This is a genomic window from Marispirochaeta aestuarii (genome assembly GCF_002087085.1).
Taxonomy (GTDB): domain Bacteria; phylum Spirochaetota; class Spirochaetia; order JC444; family Marispirochaetaceae; genus Marispirochaeta; species Marispirochaeta aestuarii.
Window position 1 is genome coordinate 40,420 of record NZ_MWQY01000022.1, and the last position, 17,412, is coordinate 57,831.

Consider the following 17,412-nt stretch of genomic DNA (forward strand, 5'->3'; position numbering starts at 1 on the left):
TCATTAACAATCATCTGCCAAAAATTACTCTGACTCTTCCCTCCCATATTCATCATCTTAACTTGTTTCCTCTTCGTCCCAGACAAAGTTTCTTGTAAGATCCTTAAAATAGCTCCATTTACCTGTCAGGAAACGAAATCGTCCGGCTACAATGCCGGGACTGACACCAAGCTTGCGAGCCAACTGTATTACTTCATCCTTGGTTGTGATCAAGGCTATCTGAGTATGATATTTTGATGGAATAAGAGTCTCGGAGGCGAACCTGTCAGCCTTCTGCTCTTCAGGGTCTGTACTGTTATTTTCAGCTATATAAAGCCGCTGTTTCTTCCCATGGAGTATATGATCTGCCTCGTGGAAAAATGAGAACCAGAAGATATCTTCACCTTTGCCTCTGAGATTCAAGATGATCATCGCCTTTTGTGGTGAAAGCCATTTAGATGCTCCGTTCCAGGGTACTTTTTTTATCTCCTTCACTAATGCCAGAGCTACACCCGCTTCCGCGCAGTACCGACGCATTGTATCCACGAACTCATCCGGCTTCTTAATGGTTAAACCGCGAATAGCTTTTATCGCCTTCTCGAACCTGTACTTATCGAAGGGTGCACATTCAATCTGCTGGGCCTGCAGCTCGCCTAATCTTATCCATACGGATGCCGGTCCGGGACGTGTCTCGAAACAGGTCGACCGTCGGGCAGCGACCTTCGGCGACTCCCACACATCGTGCCAGGCAGATACGCTGGATACCCCGTAAAACTTCAGGGTTTCTTGAAGAAGTTTTATCTTGTCTTTCTCATCCGAAATCACGCTTCGCTCTATCAGTTCTCTGGTAGGGATATCCTTCAACCAGTCAATACCTCTTTCGAATTCCCTGGATTGCTCAATTTTGCTGAGCTGCTCTCGGTATTGCATTTCAAGGTTGTTCCACATCCGAGCCGGAACACCGGTGACAAGTTCCAGTTTATTCGCAGTTTCAAAGGTTATAGGCTGTTCACCCTTCAGAATTCGAACAATCGTCTGTTCGGTAAGTCCCGTTCGGGTAGCCAAGTCTTTCTGGGTCATACTGAGATTCTCTATAACTTCAGCTATAGTCTCACCAGGAGGAACGGCATAATTGGGTATGAACTCATAAGCTTTCTTTGCTTTTATAGGGGCGGCCATAATCAGTTCCTCCGTTGTGTTTTCCTGTCATGGGTGTCTTCAATGGCAATGATTTCGATTTCCGTGACAGCTTTCAGATCAATACCTCCATCATCTTTGCAAGGTATCGGTTCATCAGCTGGAATAAACAGCAGTCGCTGAGGATATTCAAGGTCGACCGAGAAAACACCCCTCCGGTTGGTCAATTCATGACAGCGGGTAGGCGGAAGATGGGAAAGATCCTCAAGCACGTTTGCGGCTTTCAATTCCATCAGACGCTGCTGCAACTTTTTTTTCATCTTAAGTCCTAAGGACTTGTTCATTTCTCGTTCTTCAGAACATAGTTTTTGAAGTTTCTTCGTTTTAAAATATATCAGCATTACTACACCTTGTCAATAAAATAATTAACATAGTATGTTAATCTTTTTATTGGTTTTCTACTTATTCTCCCTCCAATATCTTGAATAACCCTTCCATCAATCCCCGCAAAGCCATCGAGCTTTGCTGCCAGTTGGCAATGGCCTGTTTGAGGTTGACTGTTTCTGTCACTCCGTTGCCACTGCCGTTTCCGTTGTCCGCCCGCACAAAGAGCGGGATGCTGAGGTTGTTGGCCTTCTCTCGAATCTCGTCATTACCGACCACCCGGGCAAAGCCGTCCTCGTGGCAAAAGGTCTGGTAGACGGAGACAATGTGCTGGATGTGTTCGTCAGTTAGGAAGCTCTGTGCCCGCTCGCGGGTCACCTCGTTCACCGCGTTGATGAAGAGCACCTTGTTCCTGCGCTCCTTGGGTTTGTTCATCCGGCAGATAACAACGCAGGCTTCCATGGGCGAGTTGTAAAAGAGGCTGGGACCGAGGCCAAGCACGCACTCCACCACGTCGTGGGCGACCAGCTTCTCACGCATAGCCAGTTCTTCATTGCGAAAGAGGACGCCATGCGGAAACAGGATGGCGCAGCGGCCACTCTTGGTCTTCATGCTCTTGATGATGTGCTGCCAGAAGGCATAGTCGGCTCGTCCCTGAGGCGGAGTGCCGTAGATGTTTCGGCCCCACGTATCGGTGGACCAGGCATCACGATCCCACTGCTTGATGGAATACGGCGGATTGGCCAAGACCACATCGAACCGCATGAGTCGATCGCCTTCGACAAAGGCGGGGTTGGCCAGGGTGTCACCCCGGACGATGCGGAAATCCTCGATGCCGTGTAGGAACAGGTTCATCCGACCGATGGCCGAGGTGAGCAGGTTGCGCTCCTGGCCGAACAGCTGCAGGTTCCGCCACTCCTTCTTCTTCCGCTTCAGATGGGCGACTGCAGAGAGGAGCATGCCCGCTGACCCGCAGGTGGGGTCATAGATCGACTCACCGGGTTTGGGTTCGAGCATCTCGGTCATCAAATGAACCACGGTGCGATTGGTATAGAACTCCGCAGCAGTGTGGCCGGAATCATCGGCGAACTTCTTGATCAGAAACTCGTAGCCTACGCCCAGCTCATCTTCCGGGCAGTTGAAGAGTGAAAGCTTCTGCGAGCTGAAATGCTCAATGAGCTCGCGCAGCATGTGGTCCGGCAGGCGGTCCTTGTTGGTCCACTGGGCATCGCCGAAAACCCCGAACAGTGTGTCGGGGTTAGCAGTCTCAATCGCCCGCAGGGCATCCTGAATGACCTTGCCCACGTTTTTGACCTTGGTGCGGGTGGCCTTCCAGTGGGCGTCTTCCGGAATCTGGAAGCGGTGCTGTTCGGGGAGAGCAGCGTATTCCTGATCGCCGCCGGATTCCTCCAGCGCATCGGCCAGTTCCTCGTCGTACACGTCGCACAAGCGCTTGTAGAACAGCAGAGGAAAGATGAACTGCTTGTAATCCCCGGCGTCGAGATAGCCGCGCAACAAGGTGGCCGCGCCCCAGAGGTAGGATTCGAGTTGAGATTGGGAGATAGCCATTAATCTGTCTCCATCCTAATACGATCAGGCAATGTTGTTAGCAGTCGTAGAACATTGGCAGTGTCTTCAAAATGCTGATGGACTTCAGGTGCATGCTCATAGTGATATGACACAAATCGCTGTTCGTCTCCTTTAGTCCTGCTATAGAAATAGCAAGCGATTGCATCTTGGTGAGGGGGAGCAATCATGCGAATAAATGGCAGTAGCTGTAATCCCTTTGAAGCACCTTCCGCGAGTAGATAAAGCTTGCCAGAAATCATAGGCGTTGCGACAGTTCTTGTTACGTGCTCAAACTGACTATTGGCACCCATGATACGAAGTGAATCACATGTATACTGGTCTTCGATGTATTCCATTTTACCCATCTGGAGGAGTTCAAATTGATTCCATCCGTGGCCCCAGAGATTGCGTAACTCTTCAATCATTGCACGTAAATCATTCTCTATTGCTGCTGCCTGGGCTTTTCCCAAGGCGCCACCGTGCCCGCCATACGTATTACGCATTTGATTGGCACGAGAAATGATTTGTGAAATTATTGGTGCACTTAGTTTTTCCAACCATGATGTGGAGACAAGCGAATATAAGCTTATTGCAACGGGAGCATCATCCGTTTTGGCAAGCATAACCCTCGATAGTGCACTGAGCTTCTCTACTACAACTTTCCACGTCCCAAAGGTTGCACGAGCAAAGGTCAGATGCTGAACAGACAATGCTTCCAGTATTTCTTTATGAGCTTCTTGCCAGATAATTATGTGACTCGAGAATGCACTCAGGTGGACCGTGGCAAGGAATTCCGCAAGTGCCTCGAAGAAATGGAGCAGAATACTGAATCTAATCCGGGGATCGTCCTCAGCAACTCGATGGCACCATAAAATTGAAGCAAGAGGAAATGGGAGAGTAGCAATCCAGTCTTCGTATCGCACCTCGTTGTTGATAGTCTGTGCGCGTATCAAGATTTCTTCACTGGAGTGATAACCAGTCCAACACATAGCTTCAATTTCCCGGGTTTCATTTCTTAGAGCTTCAAGATGACGCAGGGCTTCGAGTACCTCAAGCTGTGCATTCAAGGGAGGTATATAGCACATCAGGCGATCACAGACATCCTTTGTAATACGCTGCGAACCAGAAGGACTACCTACCCCTGCAGCTTGTAAAGCGAGCTTACCAAGATCGTTCTTAAACCACTGCAATAAATAAGATACATGAACCTTGGATTCGTCCAGGATAAAACAAGTGCATTTTCCTTTGTTTAAAGAAGCTTCTAAATTGTCCGCAGTGAAGAATTTTCCTGATTGTGATAACAGCAAGGTATTCGCAGAGATAACCGAAGTCTGGTCAAGTTCTTTTAGACTAAGATGGATCACGTTCTTGATTAAATCAGTAAATGGTATCGGAGATAACAACGTCTTCCGAAGCTTTTGGAGAACCCGGTATTCTGCTTCCAAGGCTTCAAAATCAACGTACTTGGATAATGCAATCATCCGCCCAAGACTGGGGTGCATATCTGATTTATTGTTTTTGTAGTTTTTTAGAAGTCGTTCACTATGCTTTTGATCGTCCGCTACCTGACCTACAAAAATGTCTGTTTGAGGTCCATGCTCTATAACCAAAATCTGAGAGGAGATCGAAGTATTAAGTCGTGTTCCATACGGAACATTTAAGCTTGCTTTTATGCAGCAACCAGTTCTATGGATCGCCTCAATAAAGGGCTTGTGTTTTAGCGCGCGAGGAGACATGACGATGGCCAAGGTTCCTTCTGCAGCAAGTTTATGGCATGCCCATATAGTAATGTATTGCGCCAGATCCAGAAGATTTTCTTCTTTCAGTATTGGAGGTAGATTTTCCCGATTAATATGCTTGCCGAGAGGAGGATCAGCAATGATTAGATCATATCGCTCTTGAGAATCAAGAGCAGGATCGAGTACATTGCCTCGCTGGATATTTGCTTGATCTTTAAGAAGCACAGAAGCGATTTCGCAGCTGTTACTGTCGAGATCAATGCCCTTTGCTACTTTAGGTTTATGTGCAGTAATCACCTTGTGAAGCATAAGCCCACTGCCACAAGTGGGATCGATTACAGAGGTAGGTTTAACAAGAACAGCCAGATCAGCCATAAAGCGACTAATCATTGGCGGTGAAACAAATTCACCAGCTCCCCGAGAATCAGCTTGCCCAATGACAGTTTCGACCACATCAGGTGTTAGCTCACCAGAGATTTCCCCCCTTGCCAGAGCGAGTAAGCCCCGCCATGGATCAGGTGGTCCATGACCTCTTTGAGAATCAATATATCGCGAGAGGGATTGTAGTGTTTTAGATGTCGAGCTCATGCCATCAACCCTTCTTTTTTAAGCAGCGCCTTCAACCGATCCTCGGCTGCATACGCCGCCTGCAGCGATTCCTTGAGATTGGCGATGGCCTGATCGACGGTCATGGAGTCCTCCTCGATCACCGGCTCCACGTAGCGGGGGATGTTCAGGTTGAAATCGTTCTCGCGAATCTGGTCCTGCGTGACCACCCGGCAGATCCCTTCCACATCCTGATAGCCCTCGTACCAGCGATGGATGTTGTCAACGTGTTCCAGCAGCAGCTCGTTCTGAGCGCGGCCGGTCTTGAACTCCTTCGAGGCGTCGATGAAAAGCACCTTCTGGCGGTGGGCCTTGGGCTTGCTGTCGCGGAAGACCAGGACGCAAGGCGCGAGACCGGTTCCGTAGAAAATATTCTGACCGAGACCGATCACCGCTTCGAGCATGTCCATTTCCAGCAGCTTACGTCGAATCTCGCCCTCCTTGGACATGCGGAACAACACGCCATGGGGAAGAACCACGGTCATTCGCCCGGTCTTTCGTGCCATGGACTTGATCATGTGCTGAACCCAGGCGAAGTCGCCGGATTTGGCTGGCGGCAACCCGGCAAAGTTCCGGCCGTAAGGGTCGTTGATCCAGATGTCGTCCCCCCACTTTTCCAGGGAGAAGGGAGGATTTGCGATGACACAGTCAAAGGTGGCGAGGCTGTCGCCTGAATAAAAGGCAGGCAAGCGCAAGGTGTCGCCGCGTTCAATATGAAAATCTTCCGCACCGTGGAGAAAGAGGTTCATCCGGGCGATGGAGGATGTGGTCAGGTTCTTTTCCTGGCCATAAAGCTTGCCCAGCATGAGGTTCTCGTCGCCGCCATGCTCTTTGACATGGTGCAGCGCTTCGAGGAGCATGCCGCCAGTCCCGCAGGCTGGGTCATAGATGGTTTCCCCGGCCTTGGGTGCAAGGATGCGAACCATTAGCGAGACCACGGAGCGTGGGGTATAGAATTCACCGGCCTTTTTGTTGGTGAGGTCGGCAAATTTCTTGATTAGGTATTCATAGGCCTGGCCGAGAATGTCCGCCTTGCTGTGCTCATTGCCCAGATCAAGCGACGAGAAGTGTTCTATCAGGTCCTTGAGCAACGCATCCGAAAGGCGTTCCTTGTTGGTCCACTGGGCATCGCCGAAGATGCCATGCAGGGTGTCCGGGTTGGCCTGCTCGATGCAGCGCATCGCCTTCTGGAGTGCATGGCCGATATTGGCGCTCTTGGCCCGGACATCTTTCCAGTGGCAGCCCTCCGGAACCTGGAACCGGTGGTTCTCGGGGAACTGGGCAAATTCCACGTCGCCGTCTGATTCTTCCAGGGCCACGTCATACTCCTCGTCATAGACGTCGGAGAGCCGCTTGAAGAACAACAGCGGGAATATGTAGGTCTTGAAATCGGCCGCGTCGACAGGACCACGCAGGATGTTCGCGGATTCCCAAAGGTATGATTCGATGGCGCTTAAACTTAACATTTTCTCTTTTCGCTCTTTATCGTTCTGAACCTCAGCTGATGAAAACCTTTGTCAGTATAAAACAGGGTCACTGTCAATGCAATTACTCCTATAGCGATGATTCAACCTGTGATTGCATTTGTAACAGATGGAATGGTCAATCGCCTGTAAAATCGGTAATACATGATGAACGTAATCCCCGAATCAATCGCAATACCTGTTCCGAACATGACCGTAATACTGACCAGAGTGGGGCTATATAAACCAAGCTGGAATAGAACAAACAGACTACCGTAAAAGAGGCTGTTCACAATCAATGACTGGTAGAGCATCAGATCTGTTCGCCCTCTTCCGTAGAAGATGCTGTCGGCAATGTTGTTGAATGCAAAGGTTATGTAAAAACCAAGGGAGATAAGACTCAGCTGAAAGACCTTCTCCCAGTCAGCAACTCCCATAACCTCCCGCATGAACGAACGCCACAGCGGGATAGTGATGAGCCAGCCAAGGACAAAAACAAGAGTTAGAACACCATACCCGAAAGCCTTCGTCCTTATAGCATCTACATCCTCAGCAGTATCCCGCTTTATTAGCTCTCCCAGGGCGAGTACCGGCACAAGAAGCCAGCCCCATATAAAATTGTTGGTAACCCAGAATGTCCCCTGCTCCTGCACCATGTTTACGAGCCGGATTACCATTAAAATGAAGGCTGCATTCCGAACGAACGACTCGAGACCTGAAATCCCGCCGACCCGAAACCAGGCTCTCAGGCAACCCAGATCAAGTTTGAAACTGTAACCGGGAACCAGGTAACCTTCTCTTCTGAGCATATTAACTAAAATACTCAGGAGGATGAAATTAACAATGATGTTGGTAATAGCAATACCATTCACCCCCAACTGGAGGGAGAAAGGCAACGAACTTAAGAAAATTGTATCAAAGAGAACCGAGAGTACGAGCTGAATTCCGAGAATGAAAAGCAACCTGATCTCTCTCTTCAACACAACCAGGGTAAGTGTGAGAAATCGTACCAAGGCAGCGAAAAGTGCAGATACTGCCTTCAGGCGAATGTACCGCACAGTAGCCTCGACGAGTTCGGTCTTCTGTGCCATGAACACAATCATCGGCCGGGCAAATAGCAGGGTAAGTATTGAAAGGATTCCATAAAGCGCTGCAGTGAGGATAAACCCGTTCGATACAGCGTTGTTGAAACGGCTTCTGTCATGCAGGAATCTTCCGATCAGGAAAAACATCGGCAGTATAAGTGATTCATGAACCACCTCGTAGGTAATATTCAGCCAGGCAAGCTGTGAGGCTATATTGTATCCCCAGTCTCCCGGTAACGTTCCGAGAAAATGGATACGAACTGTCATGTAGATAGTTGGAAGCAGCCCCATCAATATAAGAACACCGAGCAGTTTGAAGTTGATCTGTTTGAATGATGTCCCAGTTGAAAATATAAGATTCCCGATATTACCCTGCAACTTTTTCATAATTCCCCCTGATATTCTGTTGCACTTCACAGGCCTCCACTAACCTGCTCCGAAACGCTTCACGAAGATCCTTCCTTATCGACTTTGGAGGTTTAACACCAACAACTGACCGCCTTCCACAAGCAATATCGAAAAGAAGCTCTTTGCAGATAATATGCTCCTTCGGCCGATTTTCGATCATCGCAAATCCCTCACGGATTGCCTTGATCCGGTCAAAAAGCAATCTTTGAGAATGAGACAGAGCATTCAGCCTGTTCTCAAGATTTCGCGACCTTCGTGATTGTCGGTCCGGCTGGAATCTTCTTCTTTCCATAGCATTCGCAAGTTCTCCAACGAGCCCCCTGTCTTCAATGCTTTTTATCAGAATTGTGTAGAGATCAATCAAATGGCGCACATCCCCGGCCGCATAAGCTGCTGCATCAGGAGGCAGAGGCCGCGTCCTCCAGTCAGATTTCTGGTATTTCTTTTTTGTTTCCGATACTTGAACAGCAAGATATCTGCTGAGTACAGAGTTGAGTCCACCAACGTTCGTATCCAGAACCCCTGCTATTGTGTGGAGGTCGATAACCGGATACATAACTATTCCATAAAGGCGGTAAACCAGCGCCATATCGCTGCCGGCATCAAAGAATACTTTGATAAACTGTTTGTGAGTTAATGTGGTGCAAACTTCTTCTTCCGATACCGCAAGGGCATCAATGAGATAGACTTCTTTCCCGTCATAGAGCTGAATCAGGCAAAGCTTCTCTCCATACCCATGCCTGCTGTAATCTGCTTCAAGATCCATCCCGACAATTTTTACTTGTTCATTATAAAGATGCTTACGAAGTTCAATCAGACCTTCTTCAGTGTCTATAAAAAAATAATTCTTCATCATACTCCCCAATTTCATCTGTAAGAAAACACCCCGAGGCAGATCTGCCCCGGGATGAGATTCTTCAGTCAGTGCAAGCAGAAAATCTGAATAACGGACAGCGCTCATCATTACGATAGACCGTAACAACACCACCGTCTTCCGCTATAAGAACACTGCAATTCTGAAGCTCCATACTCTTGCCTGTCGAATCCAATACCAGAAATGGCGATGGCAAAATGGTAACCAGATAACGTCCACCGCTAAGCTCATACACGGTTCCACGGTGCAGGATTGTGCTTACATCATCAGGGGAGATCCCACGCTCCACCATTCTCTGACGAGCGTGGTTCGATAAAGAGATACGATCCGGTGACCCGGAAAACCTACATGGCATATTAGCCCTCCTCAATAAGGTTTTCAGAGATCAACTCTCAGGTGAGCCATGGTGAGCTCTTAGAGCAGACTTCTGTAATATTTTTATGAGTTCCCTACCGGAACTCAGTATTTCTGACTCTGTTTGCCTCCACCTCATCAATTTCCGCGTTGAAAGATATACGATGAGCCTGCCGGATCCACCACCAGGCCTGAAATAGATGCCTTCTATGAGATCCTGGCCCCCATCCGGTTCGTAGATTCTGGAGACCCCTGCGCACTTCAACGGCTACTTCCTGAACCATGGGAGACAGATCCTCCTCGGAAACCTTGCGTAAGACCGGATCAATTGAATGCCCTTTACCGGTTTGTTTTACCGCCAGATCATCCAGTGCCCGCAGATACGCCGTGCGCCATACAGGATCAGGCTCCATTCGCGAGGGGTCAAAGCCTTCAAAATCATGTAGTGGTGTGTTTAACATCCGGCTTTCAGGATTACCCTTTATCGGTTTAAGCTTATCGAGTAAATACAGCGTCATGCTACGGCGCACATCCCGTAAGTCATCAGGTTTACTGATCAGCCGCAGGATATGGTCAATAGCGTCGGGAATCACGGAAAGTGGAACCTCGGATCTGTCCAGATGAAGAAGATTATTACCAACACTCAGCGCCGGCAGACTGCGAAACGTGAGCAGCAAGGGCTTGAGCACCTTCCACCAGCCAAGAATTGATCCCCCGACTATTGCTGCAGACGTTGCCAGGTATAATTCTGTGTCCGGTGCTACATCGGGATCACGGAACTTTCCACGAAGGCTTCGTAATAACTCAAGGGATTGTTCAGCCAATTGCTGTATATCTTCAGGATCTCCAGGAAGCAAACCTTCTTCAATACGAATAGCTTCAGCTGCGAGGCATACTTCGATGGAGAACTTCAATGATTCATCGATAGATTCCTTCTGTAGACGATCAAGTACATCCTTTATTGCGACTTGATCATGCTGATCGAATTTCGTCCCTGCAACGTACGCCTGCCACAGGGAAACTCCCATCATCACATCAGGTACATACCTCTGTACGAAACTAAGTAACGATGATATGAGTACCCGCTCTTCAGGTAGTCCGAGGTCATTCCAAATAGCATAGGGCACGTCGATTATTCGGTTATCATATTCAAACTTGGCCCATATCGATTCTGGATCTGGATTCTCAAGCTCAATCGCCACCAGAAAAATATGCCCCCACATGTCTGTGCTGTTCTGGATGTGTTCGCGTGATTGTGTATTCCCGAGTGCTGCGGATATAAGGCAGGGAACTGTCAAACGGGAGAAGGATGTAAGCTCCGCAGGATTCCGCGGAACGAGTATGTCACTGCTTGCAGAAAACACATTGATAAACTGACGGAATTCTTGGGAAAGAACAAAATTATTTGCAAAAAGAGCTACATCATCAGTCGACTTCTCATCTGCTTCTGATAAAGCCTGAATCCATTCTTTTGTTACATAAGCTATCCACATATCGAGAAGAGCGGAGTCTCCCCAATTATCGTTACCAAGGGTCAGGACCCGTCTTACCAGCAACGGATCATCGCCTGCGAACTCGATTAACTTCCAAAGCCATTCATCGACATCTGGATCGTCCATCTGCCACCGGGTACCTGCAATCCACAGCCAGAGAAGACTGATCACCGGATTGTCGGTACCCAGGGTTTCATCCAGCATCAGACCAAGAACATCCCGGGAAAACTGACGATTGAGGAAAGGGGCACCAGGTTTGCTATTGGCTCGGTTAACCCACTCCTTGAGTGCTGGTTTTACATCTCCTGACAAGAAAATCCCGGCAAGAGTCTCAACCATCTCATCATAATCAGTATCTTCTTCTCCCAGAGGCATTATCTGATCTTCAGGATGCACCTGTGATTCAGAGAACAAAAATCCGAAAAGCTTTTCCTGATCCTTAAGGCCCTTTTTCGCAGACTCCTCGATAATGGTTTGTTCGATCATTTTGACGACATAAGGATCCTTGGTGGCCAGTGCAAGTATCGCCTCAAGCGTTTGCGCTATAGCAGGATAGTTTTCGTACCTTGATTGGAACTTTGTTTCACCAGAGGAATTCCTCCTGACAGCAAACACAGTCTCAAGAAGAGTGATTAACTGACTGATTTCAAGTTTGTTGATAAAGTCCTGTAGTTGTTCAGGATACCAATGAAACATGACCCAGATTCTGAGGAAGATCTCTATGGGCTGATCCTCAGCTTCTCTATCAGCTGATTTTGGTGCTATCTGAATAGGCGTTTGATTGAGGTTCGGAATTACCAGAGATAATACCGAAAATACCAGCGGTTCTGGAAGCTCATCATTAAAACCTTCCAGTAGCCGAACAGTATCATCAGTTACTTCTGCTTCCAGGTAAAAACGAATACGATCTGCCAGCCGAAGCTCTTTTAGCCAGGAATAAACAGGTTTGGGTAAATTCGTCTCTTTAAGAAACGTCAGGAGATATCCATCCTTAAACATCTCATCCAAAACTTCCCGAAATTCTGGTAGATCCTCGAGGTGTTCCCAGTCAAGATTCTGCTTTTCCTGCTGTCTGCGAGAAGGCTCGATTTCTTTCAGCTCATCAAAGTCTCCTAATAGAGCGGCCATACGCAAAAGCGGCTCGTCAGCGCCAGTTCGTTTGGCAATGGTATCGAGCTTGTGTAGAACAGACTTCAGTGCATGGACCTGTTCCTGGGAATCCATTCCCCGGTCTTCATCTGAATCCTGATCGAGTAGCATCCAGGATGTACACCAGTCCACGTACCTGTCAGATAAATGCGCGAAGGTTCCTTCTGGAAACGGGTTATTGGATAACGGCCTAATAAACGTCATATCTTACTCCCAAAACGATCATTGGGAGGCCCCTGTGAAGAACAGGGACGGGCCAGACCAAACAGTCTGCTTAACACCCATTCTGGGCGTCTATTCCCTAACCAGGTTAATAGTAGCCTATAATGTTTGCGCAGTCAATAAAAACCTGGCGTGCTACAAAATCAATGAGGAGTACTTATCAACCGCTCCAGCCTACTGAGCATTTCTTCCCGGGCATCAGGATAATCTTCCAGTACATTAAGAACATGTGCCAGTACATCCTGTAGGACTGTATCAGTACAGAATCTGGTTCTGTATCGGCATATTTTCTTAGTATTATCAGGCAGCTGCATCTCGATAAGTCGCAACTCCTGCTTGATTAAATTGAGGGTATACAGGAAATCCTCCTGGTGGAGTGCAGTTTCCTGTAATCTGCTGAGCCTCTGCTCTTTTTCCATAATAAACTTCCAAAGAACATGTTCTTCTTGTTGCTGTTGCCTGACATGTGCTCGTCCCAGTATAAAGCACAGATGATATTGTTTGTGACGACTCAGCGCAGCTATCGACACCGAAAACCGTTTCGCTATGTTCCGGTACGAATCCCCGGAGATGAGCGCCTGATTAACCTCAAGTGAGTTAGCATGTGTACAAATCGAACATTTGCGCCCCATGTATACCCCTTCAACTAAAGTTTCCATTGAGCTAAATACGGTGACAGGTGACACGTGGTGACAGACAAATCAAGGTTATATGCAAATAGTATGTCCTATCGAGCCTTAACCCAAAAATGCCTGACATCACCCGTCACCCCGACATCGCTACTCTACTCGATACTCTGGACGCAGTTGGATTCCCTGGTAATATCGTCCATACTTGGTCTTTTTATAGGGATACCCCTGCTCCTGTAATGCCTCCTTCCAGGCTCTTCCGAGAAAAGGCTTGTATCCATTTTCTTCGCACCATTTCTCATAAGCAGTACGCAATTTACTGGCAGAAGTAGAAAAGGAACCTCCGATTTCACAGCAATCTTCAATAAAAGCACCTATCAGGTCCTCATCCTGCCTGTATACCTCTGTTGCAGTCTGGATCGTTTCGCTATCTCCATACCCGTCTTTATACCAACGGACTGCCCCACTGATTATCCATGCAAGGATGAATGGACCTGACTGTTCCCACAATTTGGCTGCATAATCCGGGTCTCTCAAACCCTCTGGGACAATATTCTGAAAAGGAAATAGTCTTACTCGTCTCCAGATTCCGGTATCCCTGCCGGTTATCCGCGGCTTATGATTGGTGAGAATTGCGATTGACGCGCAGGGGCGATAGGTAAAGGTATGTTCGCCCTTTCTACTCACCGCGATGGAATCCCCCCCTGTTAGGGCTTTAATCCGACCTTCATCCAGGTGTATTCCGTTTGAAGGTTCTGCCGCATAGGTAAAGCGGACCCCCCTAAGAGCCGCCAGATCATCAGAATGACCAGCTGCACGACGATTTGTCTGAAGGGTTTCGATGGCAACTGGAGCTGCATAATCCCCCAGACACCGGGCAATTGTCTCAAACGTAACGCTTTTTGAGTTCGCACCTTCCCCATAGGCAATTATGACGCGCTCTTTCGGCGTTCGACCGCTTGCACACGATCCTGCAAAGCGATTGAGCGCAGACTTGAGGTCCGGTTTTCCATTGCTGACAAATTCCATCAACTCGAGCCATGCCTTGGGATCGTGGTCAGGATCAGGAGCTATGCCAGTAATCTTTGAAAGCATCAAATCAGGACTGTGCTCTATCTTTACTCCTGTCCTGAGATTGAATACTCCTGATGGAGTATTGAGCAGGTCAGGATCAGCGTCGAAATCCGAATCATCACACGCTATCTGAGGGTCTCGAGCAGCGAGGTTAAGCATTGCCTTTATCCTTGAATAACTCTCTGACCGTTTGGCGTGATCTGCCATTTCCTTTCGCTTCTCAGTATCACCTATTAAATAGGCCTCTGAATACATTGACCGGACAACCTGACGCGCCAGGTTATAGTGATACATCTTAGTATCCCGAATCCAGCGTGTTCCATCATAAACCATCCATGACCCTGAAGTATGGTTGTATTTGGCTATTTTGCGGTACATGTCAGCGTACCGTTCCGAATTACCCAGATCAGTCAATTTCCGGTGTGGACGGCAGACAACCGATTGACTTTGAAGGGTAACGTAATCCTTGATTATCGAGACGATACCATCGTTTGCATGACAGCCTTCATCACATGAGAAGCGAATAGGCTCTCCAACAGCAGGATCCGGAATAGCTACCGTCTGAACATTCTGGTCATTTATACTTTTCATGTGCAGCCGCCTTTTTGGTAGGCATGAACTTCGTAGTGAGTGTCCGATCAACACGGCGAATCTCTGAAGCATGAATGCTGAAAACTGCACCAACCTCACAAAAACTGTTTGCATTGATCTGCTCGACTATCCATTCCGCAATCTCGGCAATCTCTTCAGGGAGTATTACTGTCTTCACTTAGCCCTCCCGTTCGCCTTGCGGTAGCCAGCTGCTATAAAGTCGTTGAGAATTTCCGGAGTCAGGAAAGTACGTCCCCCAAGCTTAATTGTGTCGATCAAGCCTGCGGATGACCATTTCCTGATGGTGATAGGTGCGACACAAAGCAGCTTTGCAGCTTCTTCATAACTGAGGAGACGTTTTTCATTGGAAATTGGAGAAACAAGTAGGTCTTTAGACATGGGTAGACCTCATAAATACCTCGAGAAATTTCTCGAGAAATAGTGAGTCTTCCGGTCTACCTTCTCGACCTTCTGGAACCCTGCGATCAACTCACGCAGTTTTCCACTGATAGAAAGATAGCATCTTCCAATTGGTGTGCCAGGTGTTTCTATCAGAAATATTAAGGATGCCTATGGAAGTGATTTGACGGTCACTTTTGACAAGAGCACCCTCGCCTTGAGTCTTGTATATTCAGATGCAGACTCAAGATCATCTAAAATTGTTGTACAGTTGCATTTCTGTTCCAGGTCGTAGTCACGATATAACCTTAGCGTTAGACGATGAAAAGCTAAGGATAATTCTGAAATCCCTTCTTGCGACGGATCCAGCTTGTTTCTATCATCAGGAAAATCAGGCGCCTTTATTCGCACAGATCTGTCTCTACCAATCATGATCTTATGTTGTTCTGAACTGTTTCTTTTCGCATTCAAAAAGAGTGCGGCCTCTAATTTGATAGCTAACTGTAGAGGTATACGCCCAGTCTTCACGAAGCGCCTGAAATCGGTCCAGTGAATATCAGATATTATCGACATTCTCCTTAATGATATTCCAATCTCATCGCTTAGCTTGGCAAAGTTCAGCCGGATCTTCATGATTTCCTCACTGTATGAATTATATAAAAAAATACAGGAAGAGACAAGCATATATAGTACCTGTTCGCTCTTATTACTCATCTTCCACACCACAGATAGCGCTTTATATGATAACATATACAGCCTTTTTCGAGTATATACAGGCAAATAATGACATACGTTAACACTTACGTTTAAGCATATATTCTACATTCTCCATATGTTGGCTCAAAATCTCACATAACTCATTAAGTTTCGTTTAGCTACGCAGATTCTGCAGTTCCTATGATGGTAAACATTCTTCTCTGCGCTTCAGCCACATCTTCCATCCCATCAATGTGATAATAATGAGAAGTCATGGATTTACTCATATGGCCTGTAAGCCGTTGAATCTTCTCAATAGGAACTCGACTTTCAAGAAGCAACGTATTGAAGAAATGCCGGTGCGAATGAAACGTAATATTCCGCTGTATTCGGATTCGCTCCGTAATACCTATTCTCACTAACGCCTCATAAAACGGTTTTGTTAATACTGAATCATTACAGGGACGGCCAGGTTTGTATGTTGAAAAGAAAACATACTCATCGATCCTGTATCCCCAGGGATTCAGATCAATACATTTTTTGAGTGCATCATACACACTTTCAGGAATGGGAACAGATCGCGATTCCTGACCATTCTTAGTTCCCAGCCTGTAACCACCGTTAGAATCAGACCATACACCACGCACAGTTACCCGGCCAGGCTCTATATCTGAAATATGAAGACCCTGAATCTCCCCCAGCCTGAAGCCGGCTGATGCAGCTAACATTGACGCAGCAAATGGTCTGGGATCGGTTATATCCCATGCTTCGCGGAAAAGGTTCTGAACCTCTTCCTGAGTTAATATTCCTCTTGCTTTGTTCTTGACAGCAGCTCGTTCAATTCGGATGTTATGCCGTATCAACTGTGCTTCATCAGCAGCATCAATTATCTGTTTTAACACGCCAAGGGCCTGGTTTATTGTTGCCCCGGCATAACCTTCTGTGAAAAGTTGGTTTCTGAACCGCCTCACAGTAGCGGTATCTAAGTCCTGAAGCCTTACTTTACCGAGACTGCGTATAACATGATGGTCAAGAAGATTGTTATTTCGTTGACATTGCTGTTTGGATATACGCTTCCCTGCTGACCGTTTGGATACAGTATGCTCCCCGTCCCAATCGAAAAAGTGACTTTTCAATTCTCCGGATTCCGGATCCGGCCTTCTATCGCACATATCAGCAATAGTGGAATACGCAGCTGCAGAAATCTTTCCCCTTGTTACATACTCCCATGCTGCGGACTCTGCCTTCCGTTTGGTAGTTTCCCCTGTTGACCTTCCGGCGGTATATGTACCATCTGGAAGCAGGTACCGGGCGTAAAAATACCTTGATTTTTTCCGTTTAAACAGTCTGAAAGGTGCTTTCTCGGGCATGATGCTTCCCCTTTTCCAAGGTGGTCCAGTTTTCTGGTGTCACCTTGGTGTCAATTGGAGATATTGGAAGCACAACGCCCGATGTAGGGTAGTTGTTTATAAAATCGCAACCTGTTACAGCGTAACAAGTTAGTTTGCCGGAGACCGGACTTGAACCGGTACGGGCTTATTAAGCCCGGGGGATTTTAAGT

15 protein-coding genes are annotated in these 17,412 nt (G+C 47.5%); all 15 read right to left on the reverse strand.

Going from position 1 to position 17,412, the window contains the following annotated elements; genetic code table 11:
* Positions 1-57: 57 nt before the first annotated feature.
* Positions 58-1,158 carry a helix-turn-helix domain-containing protein gene (locus B4O97_RS16270; protein ID WP_083052470.1) on the reverse strand — a complete coding sequence of 367 codons (1,101 nt, stop codon included), beginning with the start codon at positions 1,156-1,158 and terminating at the stop codon, positions 58-60.
* A gap of 2 nt (positions 1,159-1,160) precedes the next feature.
* Entirely contained in the window at positions 1,161-1,517 is a 357-nt protein-coding gene (locus B4O97_RS16275) for a type II toxin-antitoxin system RelE/ParE family toxin (protein WP_083052471.1), read from the reverse strand.
* Between the two features lie 61 nt (positions 1,518-1,578).
* Positions 1,579-3,069 carry a type I restriction-modification system subunit M gene (locus B4O97_RS16280; protein WP_083052473.1) on the reverse strand — a complete coding sequence of 497 codons (1,491 nt, stop codon included), beginning with the start codon at positions 3,067-3,069 and terminating at the stop codon, positions 1,579-1,581.
* Positions 3,069-5,396: an HsdM family class I SAM-dependent methyltransferase gene (locus B4O97_RS16285; protein WP_083052474.1), complete on the reverse strand. Its 2,328-nt coding sequence runs from the start codon at positions 5,394-5,396 to the stop codon at positions 3,069-3,071. The genes B4O97_RS16280 and B4O97_RS16285 overlap by 1 nt, the downstream gene beginning before the upstream one ends.
* Entirely contained in the window at positions 5,393-6,880 is a 1,488-nt protein-coding gene (locus tag B4O97_RS16290) for a type I restriction-modification system subunit M (RefSeq protein ID WP_083052476.1), read from the reverse strand. The genes B4O97_RS16285 and B4O97_RS16290 overlap by 4 nt, the downstream gene beginning before the upstream one ends.
* A 101-nt stretch (positions 6,881-6,981) precedes the next feature.
* Positions 6,982-8,349, reverse strand: a complete 1,368-nt coding sequence (locus tag B4O97_RS16295) for an MATE family Na+-driven efflux transporter (protein WP_083052477.1) — start codon at positions 8,347-8,349, stop codon at positions 6,982-6,984.
* Positions 8,330-9,226, reverse strand: a complete 897-nt coding sequence (locus B4O97_RS16300; RefSeq protein WP_158084357.1) for a ribonuclease D — start codon at positions 9,224-9,226, stop codon at positions 8,330-8,332. Before B4O97_RS16300 ends, B4O97_RS16295 begins: the two co-directional genes overlap by 20 nt.
* A gap of 61 nt (positions 9,227-9,287) precedes the next feature.
* Positions 9,288-9,599, reverse strand: coding sequence for a DUF4258 domain-containing protein (locus B4O97_RS19845; protein WP_083052480.1), 312 nt, complete (start codon positions 9,597-9,599; stop codon positions 9,288-9,290).
* A 94-nt stretch (positions 9,600-9,693) separates the two neighbouring features.
* Positions 9,694-12,444 (reverse strand): hypothetical protein, encoded by a 2,751-nt coding sequence (locus tag B4O97_RS16310; protein WP_143305775.1) that lies wholly within the window; start codon positions 12,442-12,444, stop codon positions 9,694-9,696.
* 161 nt (positions 12,445-12,605) lie between these two features.
* On the reverse strand, positions 12,606-12,881 hold the full coding sequence (locus tag B4O97_RS19380; protein WP_143305777.1) for a hypothetical protein: 276 nt from the start codon (positions 12,879-12,881) through the stop codon (positions 12,606-12,608).
* A 360-nt stretch (positions 12,882-13,241) separates the two neighbouring features.
* Positions 13,242-14,756: a DNA primase family protein gene (locus B4O97_RS16320; protein WP_158084359.1), complete on the reverse strand. Its 1,515-nt coding sequence runs from the start codon at positions 14,754-14,756 to the stop codon at positions 13,242-13,244.
* Entirely contained in the window at positions 14,740-14,934 is a 195-nt protein-coding gene (locus tag B4O97_RS19540; RefSeq protein WP_158084360.1) for a hypothetical protein, read from the reverse strand. The genes B4O97_RS16320 and B4O97_RS19540 overlap by 17 nt, the downstream gene beginning before the upstream one ends.
* Positions 14,931-15,155 carry a helix-turn-helix domain-containing protein gene (locus B4O97_RS16325; protein ID WP_083052487.1) on the reverse strand — a complete coding sequence of 75 codons (225 nt, stop codon included), beginning with the start codon at positions 15,153-15,155 and terminating at the stop codon, positions 14,931-14,933. Before B4O97_RS16325 ends, B4O97_RS19540 begins: the two co-directional genes overlap by 4 nt.
* 171 nt (positions 15,156-15,326) lie before the next feature.
* A complete protein-coding gene (locus B4O97_RS16330; RefSeq protein WP_143305780.1) occupies positions 15,327-15,788 on the reverse strand; it encodes a hypothetical protein in 462 nt (153 codons plus the stop codon).
* 242 nt (positions 15,789-16,030) lie between these two features.
* A complete protein-coding gene (locus B4O97_RS16335) occupies positions 16,031-17,221 on the reverse strand; it encodes a tyrosine-type recombinase/integrase (RefSeq protein ID WP_083052490.1) in 1,191 nt (396 codons plus the stop codon).
* Positions 17,222-17,412 lie beyond the last annotated feature (191 nt).

Excerpts from the sequence above, each read along its gene's own strand:
- B4O97_RS19380 (WP_143305777.1), bottom strand. The coding sequence starts at position 12,881 with ATGGAAAAAGAGCAGAGGCTCAGCAGATTACAGGAAACTGCACTCCAC.
- B4O97_RS16285 (WP_083052474.1), bottom strand. The coding sequence starts at position 5,396 with ATGAGCTCGACATCTAAAACACTACAATCCCTCTCGCGATATATTGAT.
- B4O97_RS16300 (WP_158084357.1), bottom strand. The coding sequence starts at position 9,226 with ATGATGAAGAATTATTTTTTTATAGACACTGAAGAAGGTCTGATTGAA.
- B4O97_RS16330 (WP_143305780.1), bottom strand. The coding sequence starts at position 15,788 with ATGAAGATCCGGCTGAACTTTGCCAAGCTAAGCGATGAGATTGGAATA.
- B4O97_RS19845 (WP_083052480.1), bottom strand. The coding sequence starts at position 9,599 with ATGCCATGTAGGTTTTCCGGGTCACCGGATCGTATCTCTTTATCGAAC.
- B4O97_RS16275 (WP_083052471.1), bottom strand. The coding sequence starts at position 1,517 with ATGCTGATATATTTTAAAACGAAGAAACTTCAAAAACTATGTTCTGAA.
- B4O97_RS16335 (WP_083052490.1), bottom strand. The coding sequence starts at position 17,221 with ATGCCCGAGAAAGCACCTTTCAGACTGTTTAAACGGAAAAAATCAAGG.
- B4O97_RS16310 (WP_143305775.1), bottom strand. The coding sequence starts at position 12,444 with ATGACGTTTATTAGGCCGTTATCCAATAACCCGTTTCCAGAAGGAACC.
- B4O97_RS16320 (WP_158084359.1), bottom strand. The coding sequence starts at position 14,756 with ATGAAAAGTATAAATGACCAGAATGTTCAGACGGTAGCTATTCCGGAT.
- B4O97_RS16270 (WP_083052470.1), bottom strand. The coding sequence starts at position 1,158 with ATGGCCGCCCCTATAAAAGCAAAGAAAGCTTATGAGTTCATACCCAAT.
- B4O97_RS16280 (WP_083052473.1), bottom strand. The coding sequence starts at position 3,069 with ATGGCTATCTCCCAATCTCAACTCGAATCCTACCTCTGGGGCGCGGCC.
- B4O97_RS16290 (WP_083052476.1), bottom strand. The coding sequence starts at position 6,880 with ATGTTAAGTTTAAGCGCCATCGAATCATACCTTTGGGAATCCGCGAAC.
- B4O97_RS16325 (WP_083052487.1), bottom strand. The coding sequence starts at position 15,155 with ATGTCTAAAGACCTACTTGTTTCTCCAATTTCCAATGAAAAACGTCTC.
- B4O97_RS16295 (WP_083052477.1), bottom strand. The coding sequence starts at position 8,349 with ATGAAAAAGTTGCAGGGTAATATCGGGAATCTTATATTTTCAACTGGG.